Raw genomic sequence first — 19,298 nt, forward strand, 5'->3', positions numbered from 1 at the left:
CCTTCCACTCCTTAAGCCTTGTTATCTACCCGCTCCATGACGGCTTGCGTCAGGGCGCCGATTGCCGCGCTTGCTTCTTGTCTCGATGTGCCGCGAACCGCGAAATACACTTTGATCTTCGGTTCCGTGCCGGATGGACGCAGGCAGAACCACGAGCCGTCCTCGAGCAGGAATTTCAATACGTTCTCCGGCGGCAGTCCGCCCAAGCCTGGCGCATAGTCCAGTACCTGGGATACCTTCACGCCTGCCACTTCGGCCGGCGGGTTCGTGCGCCAGTCGGTCATGATGCCGGCGATCTGCTGAACGCCGTCCAGACCTTTAAGCGTGCGGGATTCCAAATGCTCCAGGTACGTGCCGAACTTCTCGTACAGCTCAAGCAGCACATCGTATAGCGTCTTGCCTTGCGCTTTGTAATACGCAGCTGCTTCCGCAATCAGCAGGGAGCCGATAACCGCGTCCTTGTCGCGCGCATACGTGCCCGCGAGGTAGCCGTAGCTTTCCTCGTAGCCGAACAGGAACGTTTTGGCGCCGGACTGCTCGAACTGCGTCATTTTCTCGCCGATATATTTGAAGCCGGTCAATGTGTTCACAACGTCAGCGCCATAGTGGCGCGCGATATCCGCACCCATCTCGCTCGTTACGATCGTCTTGACGACAATGCCGTTCGCCGGCAGCTGGCCGCGCTCTTGCAGCGTCGAGAGCAAGTAGTTGACCATGATCGCGCCGGACTGGTTGCCGGAGAGGACCACGTACTCGCCTTCATTGTTGCGCACGACCGCGCCTACGCGGTCAGCATCCGGGTCGGTGCCGATAATAATGTCCGCGCCTACCTCGCCCGCCAGCTTGATCGCCAGCGTGAACGCTTCGCGTTCTTCCGGGTTCGGCGATTTGACCGTGCTGAAGTAGCCATCCGGCTGCTCTTGCTCAGGCACGATATGCACGTTCGTGAAGCCAGCAGCAGCAAGTACGCCGCGCACAGGCAGATTGCCCGAACCGTGCAGTGCGGTGAATACGACCGATACATCCTTCGCCAGGCCATTCTTCAAAAGCTCCAGGTTCGGGCTGTTGGAGACAACCGTATCGACGTACTTGCGGTCCTCTTCTTCGCTCAGCCATACCAGCAAGCCTTGCGACTCCGCCTCTTCGCGGCTGATCCGTTTCACTTGATCGAAGCCGGTCACTTGCGCAATATGGCCGATCGCTTGCTCCGCATCCGCAGGCACCAGCTGGCAGCCGTTCTCGTCGTACACTTTGTACCCGTTATACTCCGGCGGGTTATGGCTCGCCGTGATAACGATACCGCTCGATGCGCCCAGCGAACGAACCGCGAACGACAGTTGCGGCGTAGGACGCAGCGAAGTGAACAGGTAAGTCTTAATGCCGTTAGCCGCAAGCACGAGCGCCGAGTCGAGCGCGAATTCAGGCGAGTTGTTGCGGGAATCATGCGCGATCACAACCGATGGCTTGTCTGTGCGTTCGCTCAGCCAGTTCGCGAGTCCTTGTGTCGCTTTGCCAACCGTATATTGATTCAGCCGATTCGTTCCCGCGCCCATGACGCCGCGAAGGCCGCCTGTGCCGAACTCCAGATCGCGGTAGAACCGGTCCTCAATCTCCTTCGTATTGCCGCTGATCGAGGAAAGCTCTGCTTTCGTCGCTTCATCGATAAGGGCATCCCCCAACCAAGCCTCGTAACGTTCAATTGCATTTTGTGTCATTGTCCAGTTCCTTCCTCTCCGTTATTTCTTTTCTTTCCTATCTATGTGTTATTCATGTATGTACCGAGGTCAAAAAAAATTTACGCCTTCTTCGGATCCTGCAGCGCGAACATAATCTCGCCTTCGGCCACGATCTTGTCGCCGACCTTGGCGGTTGCTTGTCCTTTGCCGATCGGCCCTTTCAGACGGGTAATCTCGACTTCCAAGATGAGCTGATCGCCCGGCGTCACTTGTCCGCGGAAGCGGAAGTTATCGATACCGGCGAAGAATCCGATCTTCCCGCGATTGGCTTCTACCATTAGAATAGCGACCGTTCCGACCTGCGCGAGCGCTTCGACGATCAATACCCCGGGCATAACCGCGTATTCGGGAAAATGGCCCGTAAAGAAAGGCTCGTTCATCGTCACATTCTTAAGGCCCACGGCGCGTTTGCCTTCTTCGACCTCCAGAATGCGGTCCACCAGCAGGAACGGCGGACGATGCGGAATAATTTGCTGAATTTGTTGAATATCGAGCATGATAAAAGCTCCTTTCGCGTCAATACGTAATATTTTGATTCGTTGCGTGCAAGACTAAGCTTATCCTTCGTGGGACTGCAGTCACGAGGGTTAAGATAAGGGGGTCTGACCGAGAATGGCCGTAAAGCGCCGCTTGGTTAGACTTCTTTTTTGTTCGCGGAAGGGTATCGTACGCAGGGAATTACGGAATATGGGTGGTGCGTGCAGACCCTTGAGCGCCATCCGTCTTGTAGCGGTTCAGCCGAGCGAACAGCACGACATAGATGACCGACGTCAGGAACGAGAACAGAATCACGCCCCACAGATAGGCCTGCGCGAACGGCAGCTCGAAGAAAATGAAGACGATGGCGGCATAATACAGCACCGTCGTTAATTTCCCCATCCAGTTGGCCGGTACGGTCTTTTTTCCCCGAAAATGAAAAAACGCCGACCCCGCGATCATCCCCAGATCCCGTATGAAGAAGGCAACGCAGGCTCCCCAATGTAAATGCCCGGTCACGAGCAGGGAAATGATGACGGCAATCATCATGGACTTGTCGGCCAGCGGGTCCAGCATGGCGCCGATCATGGTCACCTGGCCGTTACGACGCGCCAAATACCCATCCAGAATATCGGTTAATCCGGCAGCCAGCACGACGACGAGCGCCCACTTCATATGGCCGGAAGCAAACACCAGGATGTAGACCGGAATAAGCGCGAACCGCAGCATCGTTAGCATCGTAGGGAAATTCAACCTTCATGCCCCCTTACCTTTTTCTGGGCGGTTCAAAGTTCCTCACTCATTATACCTCTCGCGCGCTAAAAATAAAACCTCCGCAACCCTTGTCCTATCGGCGTTTTCATCGTTTTTTTCATAAGCCTTAAGTCGCAACTTTCTTCCTTTTTTCCGCTAGCTCTTCAATCTCGCAACCGCCCTGCCGTTATTAATAGAAGGTAACAAGGCCATAGGTTTGCGTCTCCGGTATTAAGATTGGGAATGCAGCATTGGCCGATGCCTAATAAATTAAAGCAGGTGAAAACAGTTTGATGAAGACAACTATGCGAAGAGATGCAAGGGTTGCGCCGCGTTCGATCGTAGCTTCCGTCCTCGCGCTCGTCCTGATGCTAACCTTTATGAATGGTATCGTACGGGCCGCCGAAGAAACCGTGACGAGCATCGCGTTCGAGACTTCGCCATCCACGACGATCTATATTAGCGAGAGCACCATCCAACTGAATGTCATCGCGACGACATCCGCCAACAATACGAAAGACGTAACGAGCAGTGCGATCTGGACATCGTCCAACCCCTCCGTGGTGAAAGTAAGCGGCGGTCTGCTGACCCCGCTGACAAGCGGCACCGCGAAGATCAGCGCACAATACGGCTCTTATAAAATATCGGTCGACCTGACTAGCGAATACCGCTATGACAGCATTACGATTAATTCCGACGGCGACGCAGCGCCGGATAAGATGGATTTTGCAGTGGGTGAGAAGCCGAGCTTTACGTTGTCCGCCGTCAAGGGCAGCACGACGACGGATTCCATCGCCGATGCCACGTGGACAAGCTCCTCGCCTTCGGTTGCAACTGTCAGCGACAAGGGCGAAGTCACCTTGATCGCGGCGGGCGAAACGACGATTACCGCTTCTTATAAAGGAAGAAAAGATACGGTCGTACTGAACGTCTCCTCGCCATACAGCAGTTTCGAAATCTCGCCGGATGGCTTGCTGGAACTTAAAACCGGCAACGATACGTTTAATTTGAAGGTTAACGCCACAAAATCGTCGGACGGCACAGCTGTCGACGTGACGGCAGATGCGGAATGGACTTCGAGCAACACCGGCGTCGTCAAGGTAGACAAAGGCGTCGTTACCTCGGTCGGCGCAGGTACGGCTACGATCACGGTCACTCATCACGGCGTGAGCGATTCGATTACCGCCGTCGTGCGTCCTGCCCATGAGGCAATGCGCATTACCCCTTCGGCTGAGCAGCATATTCTGCTCAAGGGCGGCCCGATCGATTTCTCCGTCGCCGTTCCGAACGATAACAACCAATGGCAAACGGTCACGAATGCAACTTGGACCTCCAGCGATATTTATGTCGCGACCGTGGACAGCAATGGCCGCGTAACGCCGAAGGAAATCGGCCAGACAAAAATTACGGCAAGCTATAAAGGCTTGACGAAGACGGTCGTAGTCAACGTCTACCCGACGATCGACACGATGGAGGCGGCATCCGATGAGATCGACGCCTTCGTAGACGAGCAAGTGAAGCTCCCTAGCGTAACGGCTATGACGCTCTGGGAAGAAAAATTCGATATCTCGAATCTGGTTAGTTGGACGAGCAGCAATACTTCCGTCGTTGAGCTTAAAGACGGCAAGTGGATCGGCAAACAAGTCGGCGAAGCGGTACTGACGGCTTCGGTCCAAGGCAAGAGCGTCTCCGTTACGGTCACGATTAGCGAAAAGCCGCTTGCGCTCACAACCGATGCATCGAATATCTCGCTTGTTATCGGCAAAGAAGTAGCGCTTCCGTCCGTTACGGTCGTTAATGAAAGCGGGACGGAAGAAGATGTAACGGACAAGGCAACTTGGAAAGCGTCCTCCCCGAACTTGCTGATCAAAGCGCCTAAGATGAAGGGACTTCTCAAGTCATCGGTCACGCTGACAGCCACTTATCTGGGCAAAACGACTACGTTCAAAGTCACGATCGAAGAAGAAGTTACGAAGCTGTTCATCGATGCCTCGTCGCTGACGTTGAATACGGGCAAGACCAAGTCGTTCAAAGTTACCGGCGTCTACAAGAACGGCAATTCCGTTAACTTGAGCACGAAAGTCAACTTCTCGCTCAGCAACGAGACGGTCGCTTCGATGAGCAACAATGTCATCAAAGGCATCGCCGAAGGTACGACGGTCGTAACCGGTACCTATCAGGACAAGACGGTCACGGTCGTCGTGACGGTACAGCCAAGACTGACGAAGTTAACCATTACGAACAGAACGCTAACCCTCGCGCCAGGGTCTGCCCTGACGATGAAGGTAACGGCAACTTATGATACCGGAAAAGTCGTAGATGTGACGAAAAGCGCGATTTGGACTTCGTCCAAGGAAACGGTCGCCACGGTAAACAGCAGCGGCCAAATCGCAGCGGTTGCCAAAGGGGTATCGACGGTTAAAGCGGTATTCGAAGGTAAAACCGTTACGGTTCGCGTTACCGTTAAGCCATAATACGCTATGAAGCGGACGCCGTTTTCCTCCTTGAAAGCTTGCTTTCAAGAGGAGAACGGCGTTTTTGTCATGCTCGTTATGCCCCCCGCAGCAGCGGAATCAGGAGGCTGATTCCCTGATTACCATGCCGAACGCAAACAAGAGCACCTCCGCCTACCTCGGCGGTTGTGCTCTTGTTCGTCATGCTATCGTTACTTGTCCTGGAACACCAGATCGTACATGTGCTTCCACGTCTCCCATTGGAACACTTCGTCCCCTGGCGCCTTGCCAACGACGGTGAATCCGATGTAGAGACCGCCCAGAAGACAGCCGACACATAGAATAGGGACGATGCTCTTGCGCAGGATCCATAGCAAAACGCGAAGCGCCGGATGCCTGCGGGCACGCGCTTCGCTCTTGCGGCCAGTCTCCTGGTCAGCTATCTCCTCGCGGGATTGACCGCCGCCGCCGGCAATGCCCTGCAGCGTCGCCCGCTCTGGCGAGGTAAGCCCTTCTAGTATCGTTACGGTTTCTTTCTTCGTTTCCATTATGCTGTACCACTCATTTCTTACGCGCGAAGGTTATTAGCCAGACCCATCATCGTGTCGCTGGAAGTCAGCGCTCTGGCCGTCAGCTGATAAGCCCGTTGCACGGTGGTCAATTCCGTCATTTCTTCGGTCAGGTCGACGTTAGACTGTTCTAGATAGCCTTGCCTAATCGTAATATCGCTATCCGTACCGGCGTCTACTTCCGTCAGCACATCGCCTACGTTCATACCATCGGCAATCGTATAGAGATTGTCGGCTACTTGCGTCAGCATGGCCGGCTTCTGCGCCTGCATCAGTCGAACCTGGCCGATCGTCTCGAACTCTCCCGCTTGCGATTGGCTGACGATAGACCCATCTTCATCGATCCGCACCGACTTGGCGTTCGTCGGCAGAATGATCCGGTCGCCGTCAGTGCCTACCACGGGATAACCTTCCTTGGTCGTCAAGATCGTCTCGCCGCTAGCGTCCATAGTCGCTTGGAAGGCGCCGTTACGTGTATATGCAGTCGTGCCTGCGTCATCGGTAATCACTTCGAACAAGGCATTGCCGCTAATCGCCAGGTCATAAGGCAGATCGGTCTGTTGCAGCGGACCTTGAGACAGATCCGGTTGAATCGAGACAAGCCGCGAACCCCACCCTTGATTGAAGCCAAGCGGCGAACGGCGTCCCGGCTGCGAGAAATCCTCCGGCTGCTGCGTCATCGTCGTCAGCAGATCCTCGAAGGACGCTTCTTTACGTTTATATCCTACCGTATTTACGTTAGCAATGTTATCCGCCAGCAGGTCTAATTTCTGCTGCAGTCCGTTCATGGACACCATGGCATTAATCATCGAGCTGTTCATGCTGCTTGCCTCCCGTGCGAAGATATGTTGGTGCGGACTAATCCGTTATACGACATGAAGCCGGCCGAAGTTGCGCATACTAAGCCATACCTTGTCACGATTAGACGCGGCCGACCTCGTTCACCGCTTTGTCCAAGCTCTTATCGTAGAACTGAATGACCTTCTGGTTCGCTTCGTAGGCGCGAGCCGCCGACATCAGATCGACCATCGATTGAGCCGAGTCCACGTTCGAGCGCTCCAAGTATCCTTGGCGCACTTCTACGCGTTCGCCAGCTGTCAGCGTCTGTGCCGCTTCGTCGCCCTCAAGCGCGAACTTGCCGTTACCGACGCGAACAAGATTGTTCGGATTATCGACGCGGGAGATGAGCAGCTGCCCCGCTTGCTGTCCCGTCACCGGATTCACAAGCCGGAAGTCGGACGTAACCGTATACTGATCCATTGAGGCGTTCGCAGGCAGCTGAATCGGCGCTCCGTTCTGTCCTAGCACGGTAGAACCGTCGCCGGTCACGAGATAACCCTGATCATTAACCGAGAATCGGCCGCCGCGCGTATAACGCATCTCGCCGGACGGGTCCTGAACGGTGAAGAAGGCTTGCGGCTGATACGTCACTTCCCCGTCTTCGGATACCGATTTGCCGGAATCGTCGAAGGCGACGCCCGGTACTTCAATATCGGACATAATCGCAAAATCGGACGAGCGGTTCGTCTGCATCAGATCGCCCTGCAACTGCATGGCGATGCTTTCTTCCGCCAGAACGCCGGTATTGAGCCGTCCGACCGACGTCTTGTTCTTGCCTTCGTTCAGCGCAATCATCATTTCCGGGAAGGAACGCGTTACCGCATTCGTCTGCTTGTAACCCGGTGTATTAATATTCGCAATGTTGTTGGTGACTGTATCATGACGGTGCTGTTGCGCGATCATCCCCGCTGCAGCCGTGTACAAACCTCTTAACATGTTAACGTTCCTCCTCGTATCGCTTCTCCCGCATACGGAAAGAAGCATAGCTGCTTAAGGATAGGCATTCGATACGTTGTATATCGGCATGAGCCGCGCAAAGTTGAAGAGCAGCTTGTCCAATCCAATGGACTAACTTGCGCCTCGGCACGCTCCCCTAAAGCGTCCTACCCGCACAAACACTGAGCTTGTCCGCTTTGCCGGCTCTATAATCCGCCTAAAACTTACCTTCTCTTGATCGCTAATGCCTACCTTAATCCAAGCTATATCTTACGCGGAGAACGATCGAGATAGTCGAGCAGCAGGCCTGTCCCTTTCACGACGCAATGCATCGGATCCTCGGCAATGAGGACGGGCACCTTCAGTTCCTCCGCAAGGAGTGCATCCAAACCGTCCAACATGGCGCCGCCGCCCGTCAGAATAACGCCGCGGTCGATAATATCCGCCGACAATTCCGGCGGTGTCCGCTCCAGCACCGACTTGGCTGCCGCCACGATCGACGATACCGGCTCCCACAGCGCTTCGCGCACTTCGTCCGAATGAATCGTTACCGTCAGCGGCAAGCCGGATACCATATCCCGTCCGCGAATATCGATCTCGTCCCGGCGTCCGGTATTGTATACCGTCGCAATCTTGATCTTAATATCCTCGCTGGTCCGTTCGCCGATTAGAAGCTTGTACTTATTCTTGATGTAGCGCATGATCGCGGAATCGAACTTGTCCCCCGCGACTTTAATAGAAGAGGCGGTGACGATATCGCCCATGGAAAGAACAGCGATATCCGTCGTGCCGCCGCCGATATCGACGACCATATTGCCGCTAGGCTGATAGATGTCCATGCCTGCGCCAATTGCTGCCGCTTTAGGTTCCTCTTCTAAGAAGACGTCCTTCGCGCCGCTGCGTTCTGCCGCTTCGCGAATCGCTTTTTGTTCGACTGACGTAATATTCGTAGGCGCGCAGATGAGAATGCGCGGCCGGCTGTACCAGGAACGCGCACCGATCCGGTCGATGAATGCCTTGAGCATGATCTCCGTAATCTCGAAATCCGCAATAACCCCATCGCGAAGCGGCCGGATGGCGATGATATTGCCTGGCGTACGGCCTACCATCCGGTGCGCTTCCTCGCCTACGGCGAGCACTCGTTTAGTTTCGCTCTCGATCGCAACGACCGAAGGCTCATCCAGTACGACGCCCCTCCCCTTCACGTGAATGGACACATTCGCTGTCCCTAAATCAATACCGATATCCTTGCTAAACATACGTCTTAAGTCCCCCAAAGCGAATAGTAGTCGATCCCTGGAAAGACCGCTGTGGCCATCCCTGGAAAGACCGCTGTGGCCATCCCTGGCAGCGCCAGCAGTCTCCATCCGGAGAAATATAGGCACGCGTATAGGCATCGCCTTATACTGTTCTATATTTCCAAAAATGCTATCGTACAGTATTCGCTGAAATCAACGAAATTCCTCTATTTTTGTAGAAAAAATCGCTTACGTTTTAGCCGCGGCCACCACTTCACGTTTGCGTCCTGTACTCTTCTTATACTTGATTTTCGTGGCCTCTCCTCCCCTTAAGTGCCGGATCGATTTGTGATACTCCAGGATATGCTTCACCTGGTCCGCCAAATCGGGATTTATCTCCGGCAAACGCTCGGTTAAATCCTTGTGCACCGTGCTTTTGGAGACGCCAAATTCCTTAGCGATCGTTCGTACCGTATGCTTCGTCTCGACGATGCAACGGCCGATCTTGATGGTCCGTTCTTTGATGTAATCGTGCACGCTCCCGCCTCCCTACTCGAGATAGTTTGGTACATTATATGAGGGGGTCGGGTAGATATTCTTTGTGTCCAAGCATGACAAGCCAAGTTGTGCAAATATTTTCAAAAAAGTACGAGTTAAACGGGTAAATAGACGTCAAGAGCAGGGATTTTCCCTGCCCTTGCCGCCTATCGAGCCCATTCACTATTCCGCTTGTTGGTTAAGCAGCGCCGTCGGGTTGACTGCATTTCCGTTCTGGCGTACTTCGAAGTACAAGTGGTTGCCCAGGTCCTTGCCGATTTCGTTGCGGCCGGCTTTGGCAATGATCTGCCCTTGCTCTACCGAGTCGCCGACTTGAACCAATACGCCGGTCAAGCTTTGGTACACGGTCGTCAAACCGTCCGCATGCTTGATCTCAATGATATTGCCGTTCGTCGGATGCTGCATGACGATGCTTACTTTACCGCTGAGCGCTGCGGAGACGTCGAACGATTTGTCGCCTTCTGCCGTCAGGTTGATGCCTTGGCTTGTCGTAAACGTATCGTTCACTTGCAAGATTGCGGATTGACGCTCTTCCGCCGTTGCTTTCTCATCATAGAAGTTGGTGGCGACCGTTACCTTTTCGGCTGTCGGCCATGCCAGCGTCTCGCTTTCGGATGCCACTACTGCTTCGTCTGTCTCTACAGGCGTCTGTTCAACCTCGGTTCCCGTCTCTGTACCTTGCGTGGTCTCGGCTACAGGTGTTGTCGTCGTTGCTGTGTCTTCCGGCGCCCGATAGATCCACATTAAGGTAACGATGATTGCCGCCGCTGCCATGAATGCTGCCGGCGCTGCCCATTTCTTCGAAAGCAGCTTCTTCCAAGCAGATGTTTTGACGGCACTTGCTCCCAGACCGTTTTTGGGAGTTTCTTGCGATTGTTTCGGTTTGTTTTGATCATTCATATTCGATCACCTCATCAAGCATTGTTGCCAGAACCTAGCAGTTTATACGTGAGGCTTTCGAGTTTTTTAAGATTATAAGCTTTGCAATCTTCTAGAGTCGATCCGGTAGCTTCATCGCCTGCTCCACAGCCGTGCCGGAGTAGTAGTGGGCGAGAATCTGCTTGGCCGTAGAGCCCGCTTGCGCCATACCGTTCGCGCCCCATTGGCTCATGCCGACGCCATGCCCGAATCCATACGTGGTGAACACTATATCATCGCCGTCTATCTTCCATTCGAATTGCGAGGAAGCCAGCTCCAATTTCTCTCGAACCTCTCGGCCGCTGAAAGTTTTGCCGCCGACCGCAATCTCCCCGATCCGCTTTCCCTCCGTCCGGTTCAGCACGCGCATCGAGGCGACGGCGTTCTTCTTGACGCCAAGCTTGCTCGCGGCTGCGCTCAGCTTCATCGTTACGCTTGCTTTGTAACGCGGCGAGATCGCTTTATCCCACGGGCTCGTCACGCTTTGCAAATACGGAATATCCGTCGACCAGTAGTCGCCGGAGTTCTCGGTATAACCGTTGCTGGTGGAGAAGAACGCCGCCTGGATCGGTTCGCCGCCGTAAGTGATGATCATGCCTTTGGTCTCCTCAACCGCCCGGGTCAGCTTAGCCAAGTTGGCTTCCTTCACCTCGCCCTTCCACTGGGTGAGGAGCGTCTTGAGCGGCACGTATACCTGATGCTGCACCGTATCGGTCACATCGGCCGCAACCGTAGGATTGCCGCTCGTATCCTCGCTCTTCAGCCTACGGTAAATATACGTTCGCGCCGCGATCGCTTGCGCCTTAAGCGCCTCCAGTTCAAAATCGACCGGCATCTCGCCGGCCAGCACGCCTCTAACGTAGAATTCGATCGGCAGCGTCTCGATGCGCTTGTCCTCCGTGACGAAGACGCGGACCTGCATCCGTTCATAGTCGCTGTAGGTCCGCGCCGCCGCAGCTTGTCCGGCCCCAACGCTTTTGCCGCTGCCGCCCGCCGGCGGGTTAGTCGCCTTCTCGCCCGTATTCGCTTGGGCCGCCTTACCCTGCACCGCCTTGCTCCCCTGCTGCTGTTCAGCAGCTGCCTGACCGCTCGTCTTGCCCGAATTATCATTGTACTCCTGTAGGATCGGGGCGGATTCCACCTGACCGGGAGGCAAGCCGCCCTGGCCGCCTCCGAGCAGCTGGCTCTTAATTAGTACAATGACCAATATGCCGGAGGCAAAACTCGCCCCCCATTTGCCCAGCTCCCGCCGCCTGTTCCGGCGCTTCGTCTGCCATCTCATCTGCACCTGCATCCTGCTCCCTTCCTTAAGCTGAACCATGCTGCCTCTCGACTGACTTGGCTTACCCTATCTCTGCTCTTAGTCTATGAGGAGGGCTGATAGGCTAGAACATCCGGAAGGGCACGAAGCGGCGAGAAATGAGCGATCTGTCGGGGAAGCGCCTCCGCAAATTGTCTGAAAATAGCCAAATATGGTATAGTAGGTCATTAAGATGCGGTAAAACCGGCCTTAGAGTACGGCGAAGCGGAGTATAGGAGCGCGGCGAATCTGTCAACAATTCATAGATAAGGAAGCGCCTAGGCGCATGCTTGCTTCAATGAAGAAGCGTCCTGCCGTTCGCGAACCGTTAAACCGTGCATCGGATCGATATTAGTTAAAGGTTGTGGTTCTCATTTGGCGATATGCTGCCATCGTGCTCTGGTGTGCCGTTCTGTTCGTCGGTACGTGCACGGTAAGCGCAAGCTTGCTCATCCATCACTTCACCATTGATTTTCAACTTAGCTCACCGCGGTGGTCCGAACTGTTCAAGCTGGACATCATCCCGCGCAGCGATACGTTCATTATTCAAAAAATCGGCCATTTCACCGGTTTCTTCATTCTCTCCCTGCTCATGACCCGCAACGGGCGACAGCCGAAGGGGCTGATCTATGCCGTGCTGTATGCGCTGTTGACCGAAATCCTGCAGCTGTTCTTCAGCCGCGACGGACGGCTGTTCGATGTCGTCATTGATTCGGCCGGCATCTTCCTCGCGTACGGCCTATGCCGGTTACGCCTCAACCGGCGCCGTATGCGGCCTTAGCGGGCATGATCAGATGAAACGGGAATCCGTGGTTCTAGGTATGTTATCTACGCTTAGCATGTACAAAAAACGGCGCAAAAAAAGAGCAAGCGATCTTAAACTTAAGATCGCTTGCTCTTGGTCTTTCTATTAGGTTACCGCCCATGTCGGCTGTGGCTTCAGACGAGCGACTTCCTTCTCACGCTTCGGCTTCTCGATGCTAGGCTCGAGCGATGCTGCGGCGATAACCGCTTCCGGTTGACCTACCGCTGCACTGACAGCAGCTTCTACGCCCGTTGCCAGGACATGAACCTTGTCGCTGCTAGCCTGCTCAACCGCCTCATGACGCTCGATAATCGCTCCGAGACTCGACAGCTTGCCTGTGATGTCCACGTAACCGCGGTCCACATGATGGATGCCGGTTACTTCCGTATCTCCATCGGCAATCAATGCCGCGCAGATCAGCGCAGCGCCTGCGCGAAGGTCTGTTGCACATACTTTGGCGCCTACGAGCGGCACGCCGCCGCTAATAATCGCCGTACGGCCTTCTACCTTGATCTGGCCGCTCATCTTGCTGAATTCCTCAACATGCATGAAGCGGTTCTCGAATACCGTCTCGGTTACGACGCTCGTGCCTTCCGACGCCATAAGCAGCGCCATCATCTGAGACTGCATGTCGGTCGGGAAGCCCGGATAAGGCAGCGTCTTCACGTCGACGCCTTTGAGCGGCTTGGTTGCGCGTACGCGCAGGCCGGTCTCCGTCTCCGTAATCTCGACGCCCATCTCCTCCATCTTGGAGATGACCGGCGCCAAGTGATCGGCGATCGCGCCTTCGACATGGACATCGCCGCCGGTAATGGCAGCTGCAATCATGTAAGTACCCGCCTCAACGCGGTCCGGAATTACCGTATGGTGAACGCCAACCAGCTTATCGACGCCTTCGATCCGAATAACGCCTGTTCCTGCGCCGCGAACGACTGCGCCCATCGCATTCAGATAGTTCGCGAGGTCGACGATCTCCGGCTCCTTCGCCGCGTTCTCGATCGTCGTCGTGCCTTGAGCCAGCACGGCAGCCATCATAATGTTCTCGGTTGCGCCTACACTGGCGACGTCCAGATAAATCTTCGCGCCCTTCAATCTGCCGCTCGTACGAGCTTCAATGAAGCCGTGGCCGAGCATGATCTCCGCGCCCATCGCTTCGAAGCCCTTCAGATGCTGATCGATCGGACGAGTCCCGATCGCGCATCCGCCTGGGAGCGAAATTCGTGCGCAACCCATACGAGCTAGGAGCGGACCCATCACGAGGAAGGAGGCACGCATTTTGCGAACCAAATTGTAAGGGGCTTCATATGACGACAACTGCTGCGCGGAGATGCGCATCGTTTCGTTCTCGTATGATAGGCTTGCGCCGAGCGCGCCAAGCACTTGTTGAATGGTGTTCACATCGTCTAGAAAAGGAACGTCAGCGATGACGCTTTCTCCCTCTTGTGCAAGTAACGTGGCCGCGAGTATCGGTAATACAGCGTTTTTTGCTCCGCTGACTTTAACGTTGCCGACGAGTCTCTGGCCGCCGCGGACGATTATTTTGCTCATCTTTAGGTTTCCCTCCGCGCGCAGTTTTTCTTTACCTAATCGTGAAATATATGGCACCGGTCTCCGGCATCACATTCTCCATCTTATCACCGCTCTACACGAGTCGACAAGCGTAAATTTCTGACTGTCGAATTACGGCAGTTAATAAGATTCGCAAGGTGTTTTCGCTTTCGGTCCGTCATATATTACCCATTGTTAGCATGTTTCGAGGTTGTTATTCGACAAGTCCCTGTAGCAGGTTCGACCATTGCCAATAATCCAGAATAAACCGAGCGAATTGGTGGCCGAGAATGACAGCGACCATAATCTGAAGCACCTTCGTGTAAACCGCCCTAGGCCGCTTCATAAAGGCATCCAGCCGGATCTCCTGTACGACGAACCAGGCAATCGTAATGCATACCAGATCCACAATGATATACATGAGACCTTGCATGCCGGCGTGTGCGGCGTACTGTTCCCAATCCATATGCAGCTGCCTTTCTTCATAGCTTCATGCGGCTCTCGCGCCGCTCATCATTTCATTATAAACAGAACTATGGGCCATGCGCTACAACAAAGGTTTTGTAATATATAGCGATCTGATGAACACTTGCGAGAGCTGTGAGACAATAGACCTATATTGCGATAACACTAGCTTTCGGACACTTCCAAAGACCCATCCGAACGTTCCATCGAAGTATCCACTTCCACAGGCTCCGTCTTCAAGGTAAAAAGATAATACTGGCGGTCGAACGGAGCCGACGCCGTTATTCGGACATAGTAGATCCCCGCTTCCAGCACCTGCTCGCCTTGGACGCTCATCTGGCCGGAACGGGACTGCAGCGCAAGTATGGGCTCCTGCCGCCGATCAACCAATTCCAGCTTCATCTGAACCCCTTGCGGGATTTGGGCTAGCGTTAGATTCACCAGGCTCTCCGCGGTCAGCCGCAGCTGATACCAGTCGTTATCTCCGCTTGCGCCGATTACGCCCGTATAAGAGAGACCCGGTTTAATTACGGTCGCCTCATAGGATTTATTATTCGGCTCATTCGGGTCCTTATATTTTTGCCGGTATTCCATCTTCAGCACATATTGGGCGGCAGTCGGACTCGCTTGCGCGGACATCGCATCATGGACCCGGATATAGTAGCTGCCCGGGGTGACCACCATCTGCTGGACGACTTCGGCCTCTCCTTCGCCGCCGATATCGATCTCGCGCAGTATCTCGCCCCGCCTGCCGATTCCGAGCGCCGGGTCAATGCGGACCGAATCCGTCGACAGCGTAAGCGAAAGGACGCCGCCCGTCTCGACATGGAGGATGAACCAATCCCGATCCCCAGCGGCATGAAAATTGCCGGTGATCGTCTGCGTGCGCGATGCGAGCGTATAAGCCTGATACGGCTTGTCGTTCACTTCATAAGCGTCGGCGGTATGGCGGAAGCCGGTTGTTAATAGATAAGGCAGGTCAAGCTCCACTTGGCTGTTGTAAAATCCAACCTCGATGTAGTTGATCCCCTTCTTGACCTTCCATGTCACGGTCTGATTGCCAAGCTTCGTCCCTTTGGTGCTTCGCGCAAGCGCGCTCGAGTACTGCACCAGCTGGACTTGCGGCATGGCGCTGCCTTTGGCCTTCGATTGGAACGTAAGCGTCAGCTCGCCGTCATACGGCACGCTGATCTTGAACCAATCGCGATCCGCGCCGCCGGCGAGCTCCCCTGCGATTGCGCTGCCGAGCGGGAACCGCCGCGATTGCGCCCGGGTATTGTTCGGCTCGTATGCATCCGGCTTGAGCGGCTGCTTCAATGAGCGGTCAATGCGGAGCAGCCCGTAGCCGGTCGCGTCGTCCACGCCAGCCGTCCCGATATCCTGCGCGCTCTGCCTCAGCAGCTCCCGCACCTGATACGGCGCCAGCGTCGGATGAACGGCCCAGATGAGCGCCGCTGCCGCTGCCGCCTGAGGCGCGGCCATCGAGGTGCCTTGCTCTTCCTCGTAGCCGCCGCCGCGGGCTGTCGTGAAGACGCGCCACGGCGCAACCACATCCACCTCCGGTCCGGGATTGGAGCGCGGCTCCGGTTTGCTCGATGCCGTCGCGCCGCCTACGGCAAGCACGGTCGGGAACGCGGCCGGGTATTTGACTTCCGCCAGCGATCCGAGCGCCAGCCCGTCGTTGCCGCTCGCCGCGACGAGCAGCACGCCCATCTTCTCGGCATATACCGCGATGTCCGCCAGATACGGCGAGTACCTGTACAGGCCGACGGACAACACGACGATGCGCGCGCCATGCGACACGGCGTACATGATCGCCTTGCCGAGCCGCTCTTCGTCGCCATACCCTTGTTTGTCAAGCGCTTTAATCGGCATAATGCGCGCCGATCGGATAATCCCCGTCACGTTGCCTCTTTCCGGGCTGCCATGACCGGCGAGAATGCCAGCCACATTGGTACCGTGGCCGTTATCGTCCTCCGGCGGCTTCGCCTCGTCGATCAGGTTGATCCCTTTGACGAGGCTTCCCTTCAGGTCGGGATGGTCCAGATCGACGCCCGTATCGATGAGCGCGATGATCAGTTTCGTCTGATCCCTCGCGATCTTCCACGCCTCCGGCGCGCCGATCTGCTCCAAGTAGCGCTGCTTGGCGCCGACCTTACCGGAGCCGGAGGCGCTACCGGCCGCCGCGAGCAGCCCGACCGCCTGGTTCGGCTGCACGTACTCGACGCCCGGAATGGCGCTTAGCCGCGCGAGCCATTCCGCCGTGTCCGCCCCGGGGTCTGCCGGGCGGACCGTATCGACCACCGCCGGGTGCGTCTGGCGGTGGAGCGTGCGCGTGGCGGGCAGCGGCGAAGCCTGCGCGCCATCGCGCCATTTGAGGAGCCAGGTACTCGGCTCCTCCGCGGCGCGGGCGGCGCGATCGCCGGCGGGGGCGTAGCCCGCCGGATCGGCGCCGCCGAGCAGCAGCAGCGCGGCGAGTGCGGCGCTAAGCAGCAGCCGCGCAGCGCGGTAGAGCGCCGCGCGCCGGTTCGCGGCGCGGCGGTGGTTCGTTTGATCGGTCTGGTTCGTGCCCATGTGCTTCATCATATTCAGCCTTTAACCCGCATTTTGTTCATATGAAACTTTTCGCGCCGGAAGTCCTCTTTTCCTTGTCCTCCTGCCTTCCGCCCGGATAAAGAGGACGAACGACCTACGTGAGCTAACACCGTCACCCGATATGTATGCGGCAGGAGAGCGGGTTAGTTTTAATTTTCGGTATAGCTCGCCTTCGGTGAAGCGCCTCACGCCGTTCACCTTAGGTTCTATTACACACTTTCCCCGGCTGCTACACCGCCGTAATAAAAAGTCTTCTTGCGTATGTAACGTAACGGCTAGCGGGGAATGTTGCAGCACGATCGGATATTTTATGGGCATAGCATTCTGAGGGCATGAAATGTGCTTGCGACGGATCATGAGCAACGGGATCCGCCTATGCCCGACTTCGTTTTCCTGCATAAGCATGCTGTCCGTGGAATATATATCTCCCCTAGATTGGAGCATCGACCGGCCGCGTGGGGGAAGAAAATTACCCCCGATTCGCTCTTTGGCGGTGACCGGCATATATATAACGAAAAGTCATTAGAGCATCGATCTATAGGGAGGCATGCGAGTCCAATGAAAGTTCAACCCGCACGATTGGCTGGAGTCAAATGGATCGAACCTACGGTGTTTGAAGATCACCGCGGATTCTTCATGGAGAGTTATAACGCAGCGGAATATGCGCGCAATGGCATCGCGGCTACCTTCGTGCAGGACAATCATTCCCTGTCTGCCGAAGCAGGTGTCCTCCGCGGACTGCACTATCAGCTTCATCCGAAGGCGCAGACGAAGCTTGTCCGCGTCGTTGCAGGCAGCATTCTCGATGTCGTGGTCGATCTGCGCAGCGGTTCTCCCACGTTCGGGCAATGGGAAAGCTTCGTGCTGTCCGCCGCTAACAAACGTCAGCTGCTGGTGCCGGTCGGTTTCGCGCATGGCTTCTGCACCTTGGAAGCGAACACCGAGGTGCTGTACAAGGTTGACGAGGTGTACTCGCCCACCCACGAACGGGGCATCGCCTGGAACGATCCGGCTCTGTCGATCGACTGGCCGGTGACGAACCCGACGCTATCGGCGAAGGATCAAATCTATCCCTCCCTCTCAGATGCCGAGTTGGACTTCGTCTATCAGGAGGATGAACGATAGACTGCCCTTTTTGCACTAGAGGCGTGCACTAGGGGCGTGATGCCTATGCCGCAAACGAATGAGAGACGGCCTCTATCGCTCTATCGAACTGCTTGCTACTAATAGTTGAACGGGGAAGGAAGCTAGAGATGAGAATACTCGTCACCGGAGCAGGCGGCCAGCTCGGCACCGAGCTCGTGCGCTTCCAGGATAGCCGGCATGAGCTGATCGGCTTGGCGCGTACAGCGCTGGATATTACCGATCCGGCCCAATGCCGGGAGGCGCTTAAGCAGATCAAGCCAGACGGCGTGATTCATTGCGCGGCCTACACCGCGGTCGACCGGGCGGAGGACGAACCGAGCCAAGCGTTCGCCGTCAATCACCTCGGTACCCGCAATCTCGCCCTCGCCGCGCAAGAAACGGGGGCCAAATTGTGCTACGTCAGCACCGACTACGTTTTTGACGGTCAAGGCACCCGCCCTTATCAAGAAAGCGATGCCGTGAATCCGCAGACGGTCTATGGCCAATCCAAACAGGCCGGAGAAGCGGAGGTCGCAAGCCTGCTCGATCGCTATTACATCGTCCGCACCTCTTGGGTATTCGGTCGTTACGGGCCCAATTTCGTCAAAACGATGCTCAGGCTCGCGCGCGAGGGCAAGCCGCTAAGGGTAGTCGATGATCAGGTGGGCTCACCTACGTACACGCATGACCTTGCACGCTTCCTGCTGGAGCTAGTACAGTCCGACCGTTACGGCATCTACCATGCGACGAACAGCGGCACTTGCTCCTGGTACGCCTTCGCCGAAGCGATCTTCGAGGAGAGCGGTCTTGCGGCGCAATTATCGCCTTGCTCGTCAGCGGAATTCGCCAGCAAGGCGCAACGGCCCGCTTATTCCGTGCTTGGCCATGACGCCATCCGCGCGAACGGCTTCACCGATCTGCCTTCTTGGCGAGATGCGCTCATCCGCATGCTGCAGGAAGAGGAAAGCTAACTCACGCAGAA

17 protein-coding genes are annotated in these 19,298 nt (G+C 55.9%); 4 read left to right on the forward strand and 13 right to left on the reverse strand.

The features are described from left to right. Nucleotides 1–11 precede the first annotated feature (11 nt). From FHS18_RS12665 to FHS18_RS12675, 3 genes are all read right to left on the reverse strand, one after another. A complete protein-coding gene (locus FHS18_RS12665; protein ID WP_183600437.1) occupies nt 12–1,715 on the reverse strand; it encodes a phospho-sugar mutase in 1,704 nt (567 codons plus the stop codon). Nucleotides 1,716–1,795: 80 nt separating this feature from the next. Beyond that, complete coding sequence (fabZ, locus tag FHS18_RS12670; RefSeq protein WP_183600438.1) at nt 1,796–2,233, reverse strand: 3-hydroxyacyl-ACP dehydratase FabZ; 438 nt, start codon at nt 2,231–2,233, stop codon at nt 1,796–1,798. Between the two features lie 181 nt (nt 2,234–2,414). Further along, the gene (locus FHS18_RS12675; RefSeq protein WP_183600439.1) at nt 2,415–2,966 is read right to left on the reverse strand and encodes a CDP-alcohol phosphatidyltransferase family protein; all 552 of its coding nucleotides are present in this window, start codon (nt 2,964–2,966) and stop codon (nt 2,415–2,417) included. A 293-nt stretch (nt 2,967–3,259) separates the two neighbouring features. Between FHS18_RS12675 and FHS18_RS12680 the strand changes: the two genes are divergently transcribed. Next, nucleotides 3,260–5,440 carry an Ig-like domain-containing protein gene (locus FHS18_RS12680; RefSeq protein ID WP_183600440.1) on the forward strand — a complete coding sequence of 727 codons (2,181 nt, stop codon included), beginning with the start codon at nt 3,260–3,262 and terminating at the stop codon, nt 5,438–5,440. A 191-nt stretch (nt 5,441–5,631) separates the two neighbouring features. Here FHS18_RS12680 and FHS18_RS12685 read toward each other — a convergent pair whose 3' ends face one another. From FHS18_RS12685 to spoIID, 7 genes are all read right to left on the reverse strand, one after another. Then, the gene (locus FHS18_RS12685; protein ID WP_183600441.1) at nt 5,632–5,967 is read right to left on the reverse strand and encodes a DNA-directed RNA polymerase subunit beta; all 336 of its coding nucleotides are present in this window, start codon (nt 5,965–5,967) and stop codon (nt 5,632–5,634) included. A 20-nt stretch (nt 5,968–5,987) separates the two neighbouring features. Next, nucleotides 5,988–6,809: a flagellar hook-basal body protein gene (locus tag FHS18_RS12690; protein ID WP_183600442.1), complete on the reverse strand. Its 822-nt coding sequence runs from the start codon at nt 6,807–6,809 to the stop codon at nt 5,988–5,990. 100 nt (nt 6,810–6,909) lie between these two features. After that, nucleotides 6,910–7,764 (reverse strand): flagellar hook-basal body protein, encoded by an 855-nt coding sequence (locus FHS18_RS12695; RefSeq protein WP_183600443.1) that lies wholly within the window; start codon nt 7,762–7,764, stop codon nt 6,910–6,912. A 263-nt stretch (nt 7,765–8,027) separates the two neighbouring features. Further along, the gene (mreB, locus tag FHS18_RS12700; RefSeq protein WP_183600444.1) at nt 8,028–9,023 is read right to left on the reverse strand and encodes a rod shape-determining protein; all 996 of its coding nucleotides are present in this window, start codon (nt 9,021–9,023) and stop codon (nt 8,028–8,030) included. Nucleotides 9,024–9,251: 228 nt separating this feature from the next. Beyond that, nucleotides 9,252–9,539, reverse strand: coding sequence for a sporulation transcriptional regulator SpoIIID (spoIIID, locus tag FHS18_RS12705; RefSeq protein WP_148929602.1), 288 nt, complete (start codon nt 9,537–9,539; stop codon nt 9,252–9,254). A 183-nt stretch (nt 9,540–9,722) separates the two neighbouring features. Further along, complete coding sequence (locus tag FHS18_RS12710) at nt 9,723–10,460, reverse strand: M23 family metallopeptidase (RefSeq protein WP_183600445.1); 738 nt, start codon at nt 10,458–10,460, stop codon at nt 9,723–9,725. Nucleotides 10,461–10,551: 91 nt separating this feature from the next. Beyond that, nucleotides 10,552–11,760, reverse strand: coding sequence for a stage II sporulation protein D (gene spoIID / locus FHS18_RS12715; protein WP_246427626.1), 1,209 nt, complete (start codon nt 11,758–11,760; stop codon nt 10,552–10,554). Nucleotides 11,761–12,142: 382 nt separating this feature from the next. Here spoIID and FHS18_RS12720 point away from each other — a divergent pair, with 382 nt between their 5' ends. Further along, complete coding sequence (locus FHS18_RS12720; RefSeq protein WP_183600447.1) at nt 12,143–12,559, forward strand: VanZ family protein; 417 nt, start codon at nt 12,143–12,145, stop codon at nt 12,557–12,559. A 129-nt stretch (nt 12,560–12,688) separates the two neighbouring features. Here the strand turns inward: FHS18_RS12720 and murA are convergent, their stop codons facing one another. From murA to FHS18_RS12735, 3 genes are all read right to left on the reverse strand, one after another. Continuing rightward, entirely contained in the window at nt 12,689–14,131 is a 1,443-nt protein-coding gene (murA, locus tag FHS18_RS12725) for a UDP-N-acetylglucosamine 1-carboxyvinyltransferase (protein ID WP_183600448.1), read from the reverse strand. A gap of 214 nt (nt 14,132–14,345) precedes the next feature. Further along, nucleotides 14,346–14,597 (reverse strand): DUF1146 domain-containing protein, encoded by a 252-nt coding sequence (locus FHS18_RS12730; RefSeq protein WP_183600449.1) that lies wholly within the window; start codon nt 14,595–14,597, stop codon nt 14,346–14,348. Between the two features lie 164 nt (nt 14,598–14,761). Beyond that, nucleotides 14,762–17,182: a S8 family peptidase gene (locus FHS18_RS12735; RefSeq protein ID WP_183600450.1), complete on the reverse strand. Its 2,421-nt coding sequence runs from the start codon at nt 17,180–17,182 to the stop codon at nt 14,762–14,764. 567 nt (nt 17,183–17,749) lie between these two features. Between FHS18_RS12735 and rfbC the strand changes: the two genes are divergently transcribed. Then, complete coding sequence (rfbC, locus tag FHS18_RS12740; RefSeq protein ID WP_183600451.1) at nt 17,750–18,316, forward strand: dTDP-4-dehydrorhamnose 3,5-epimerase; 567 nt, start codon at nt 17,750–17,752, stop codon at nt 18,314–18,316. Between the two features lie 128 nt (nt 18,317–18,444). After that, nucleotides 18,445–19,287: a dTDP-4-dehydrorhamnose reductase gene (gene rfbD, locus FHS18_RS12745; protein ID WP_183600452.1), complete on the forward strand. Its 843-nt coding sequence runs from the start codon at nt 18,445–18,447 to the stop codon at nt 19,285–19,287. Nucleotides 19,288–19,298 lie beyond the last annotated feature (11 nt).

Source organism: Paenibacillus phyllosphaerae (assembly GCF_014192105.1).
Taxonomy (GTDB): domain Bacteria; phylum Bacillota; class Bacilli; order Paenibacillales; family Paenibacillaceae; genus Paenibacillus_Z; species Paenibacillus_Z phyllosphaerae.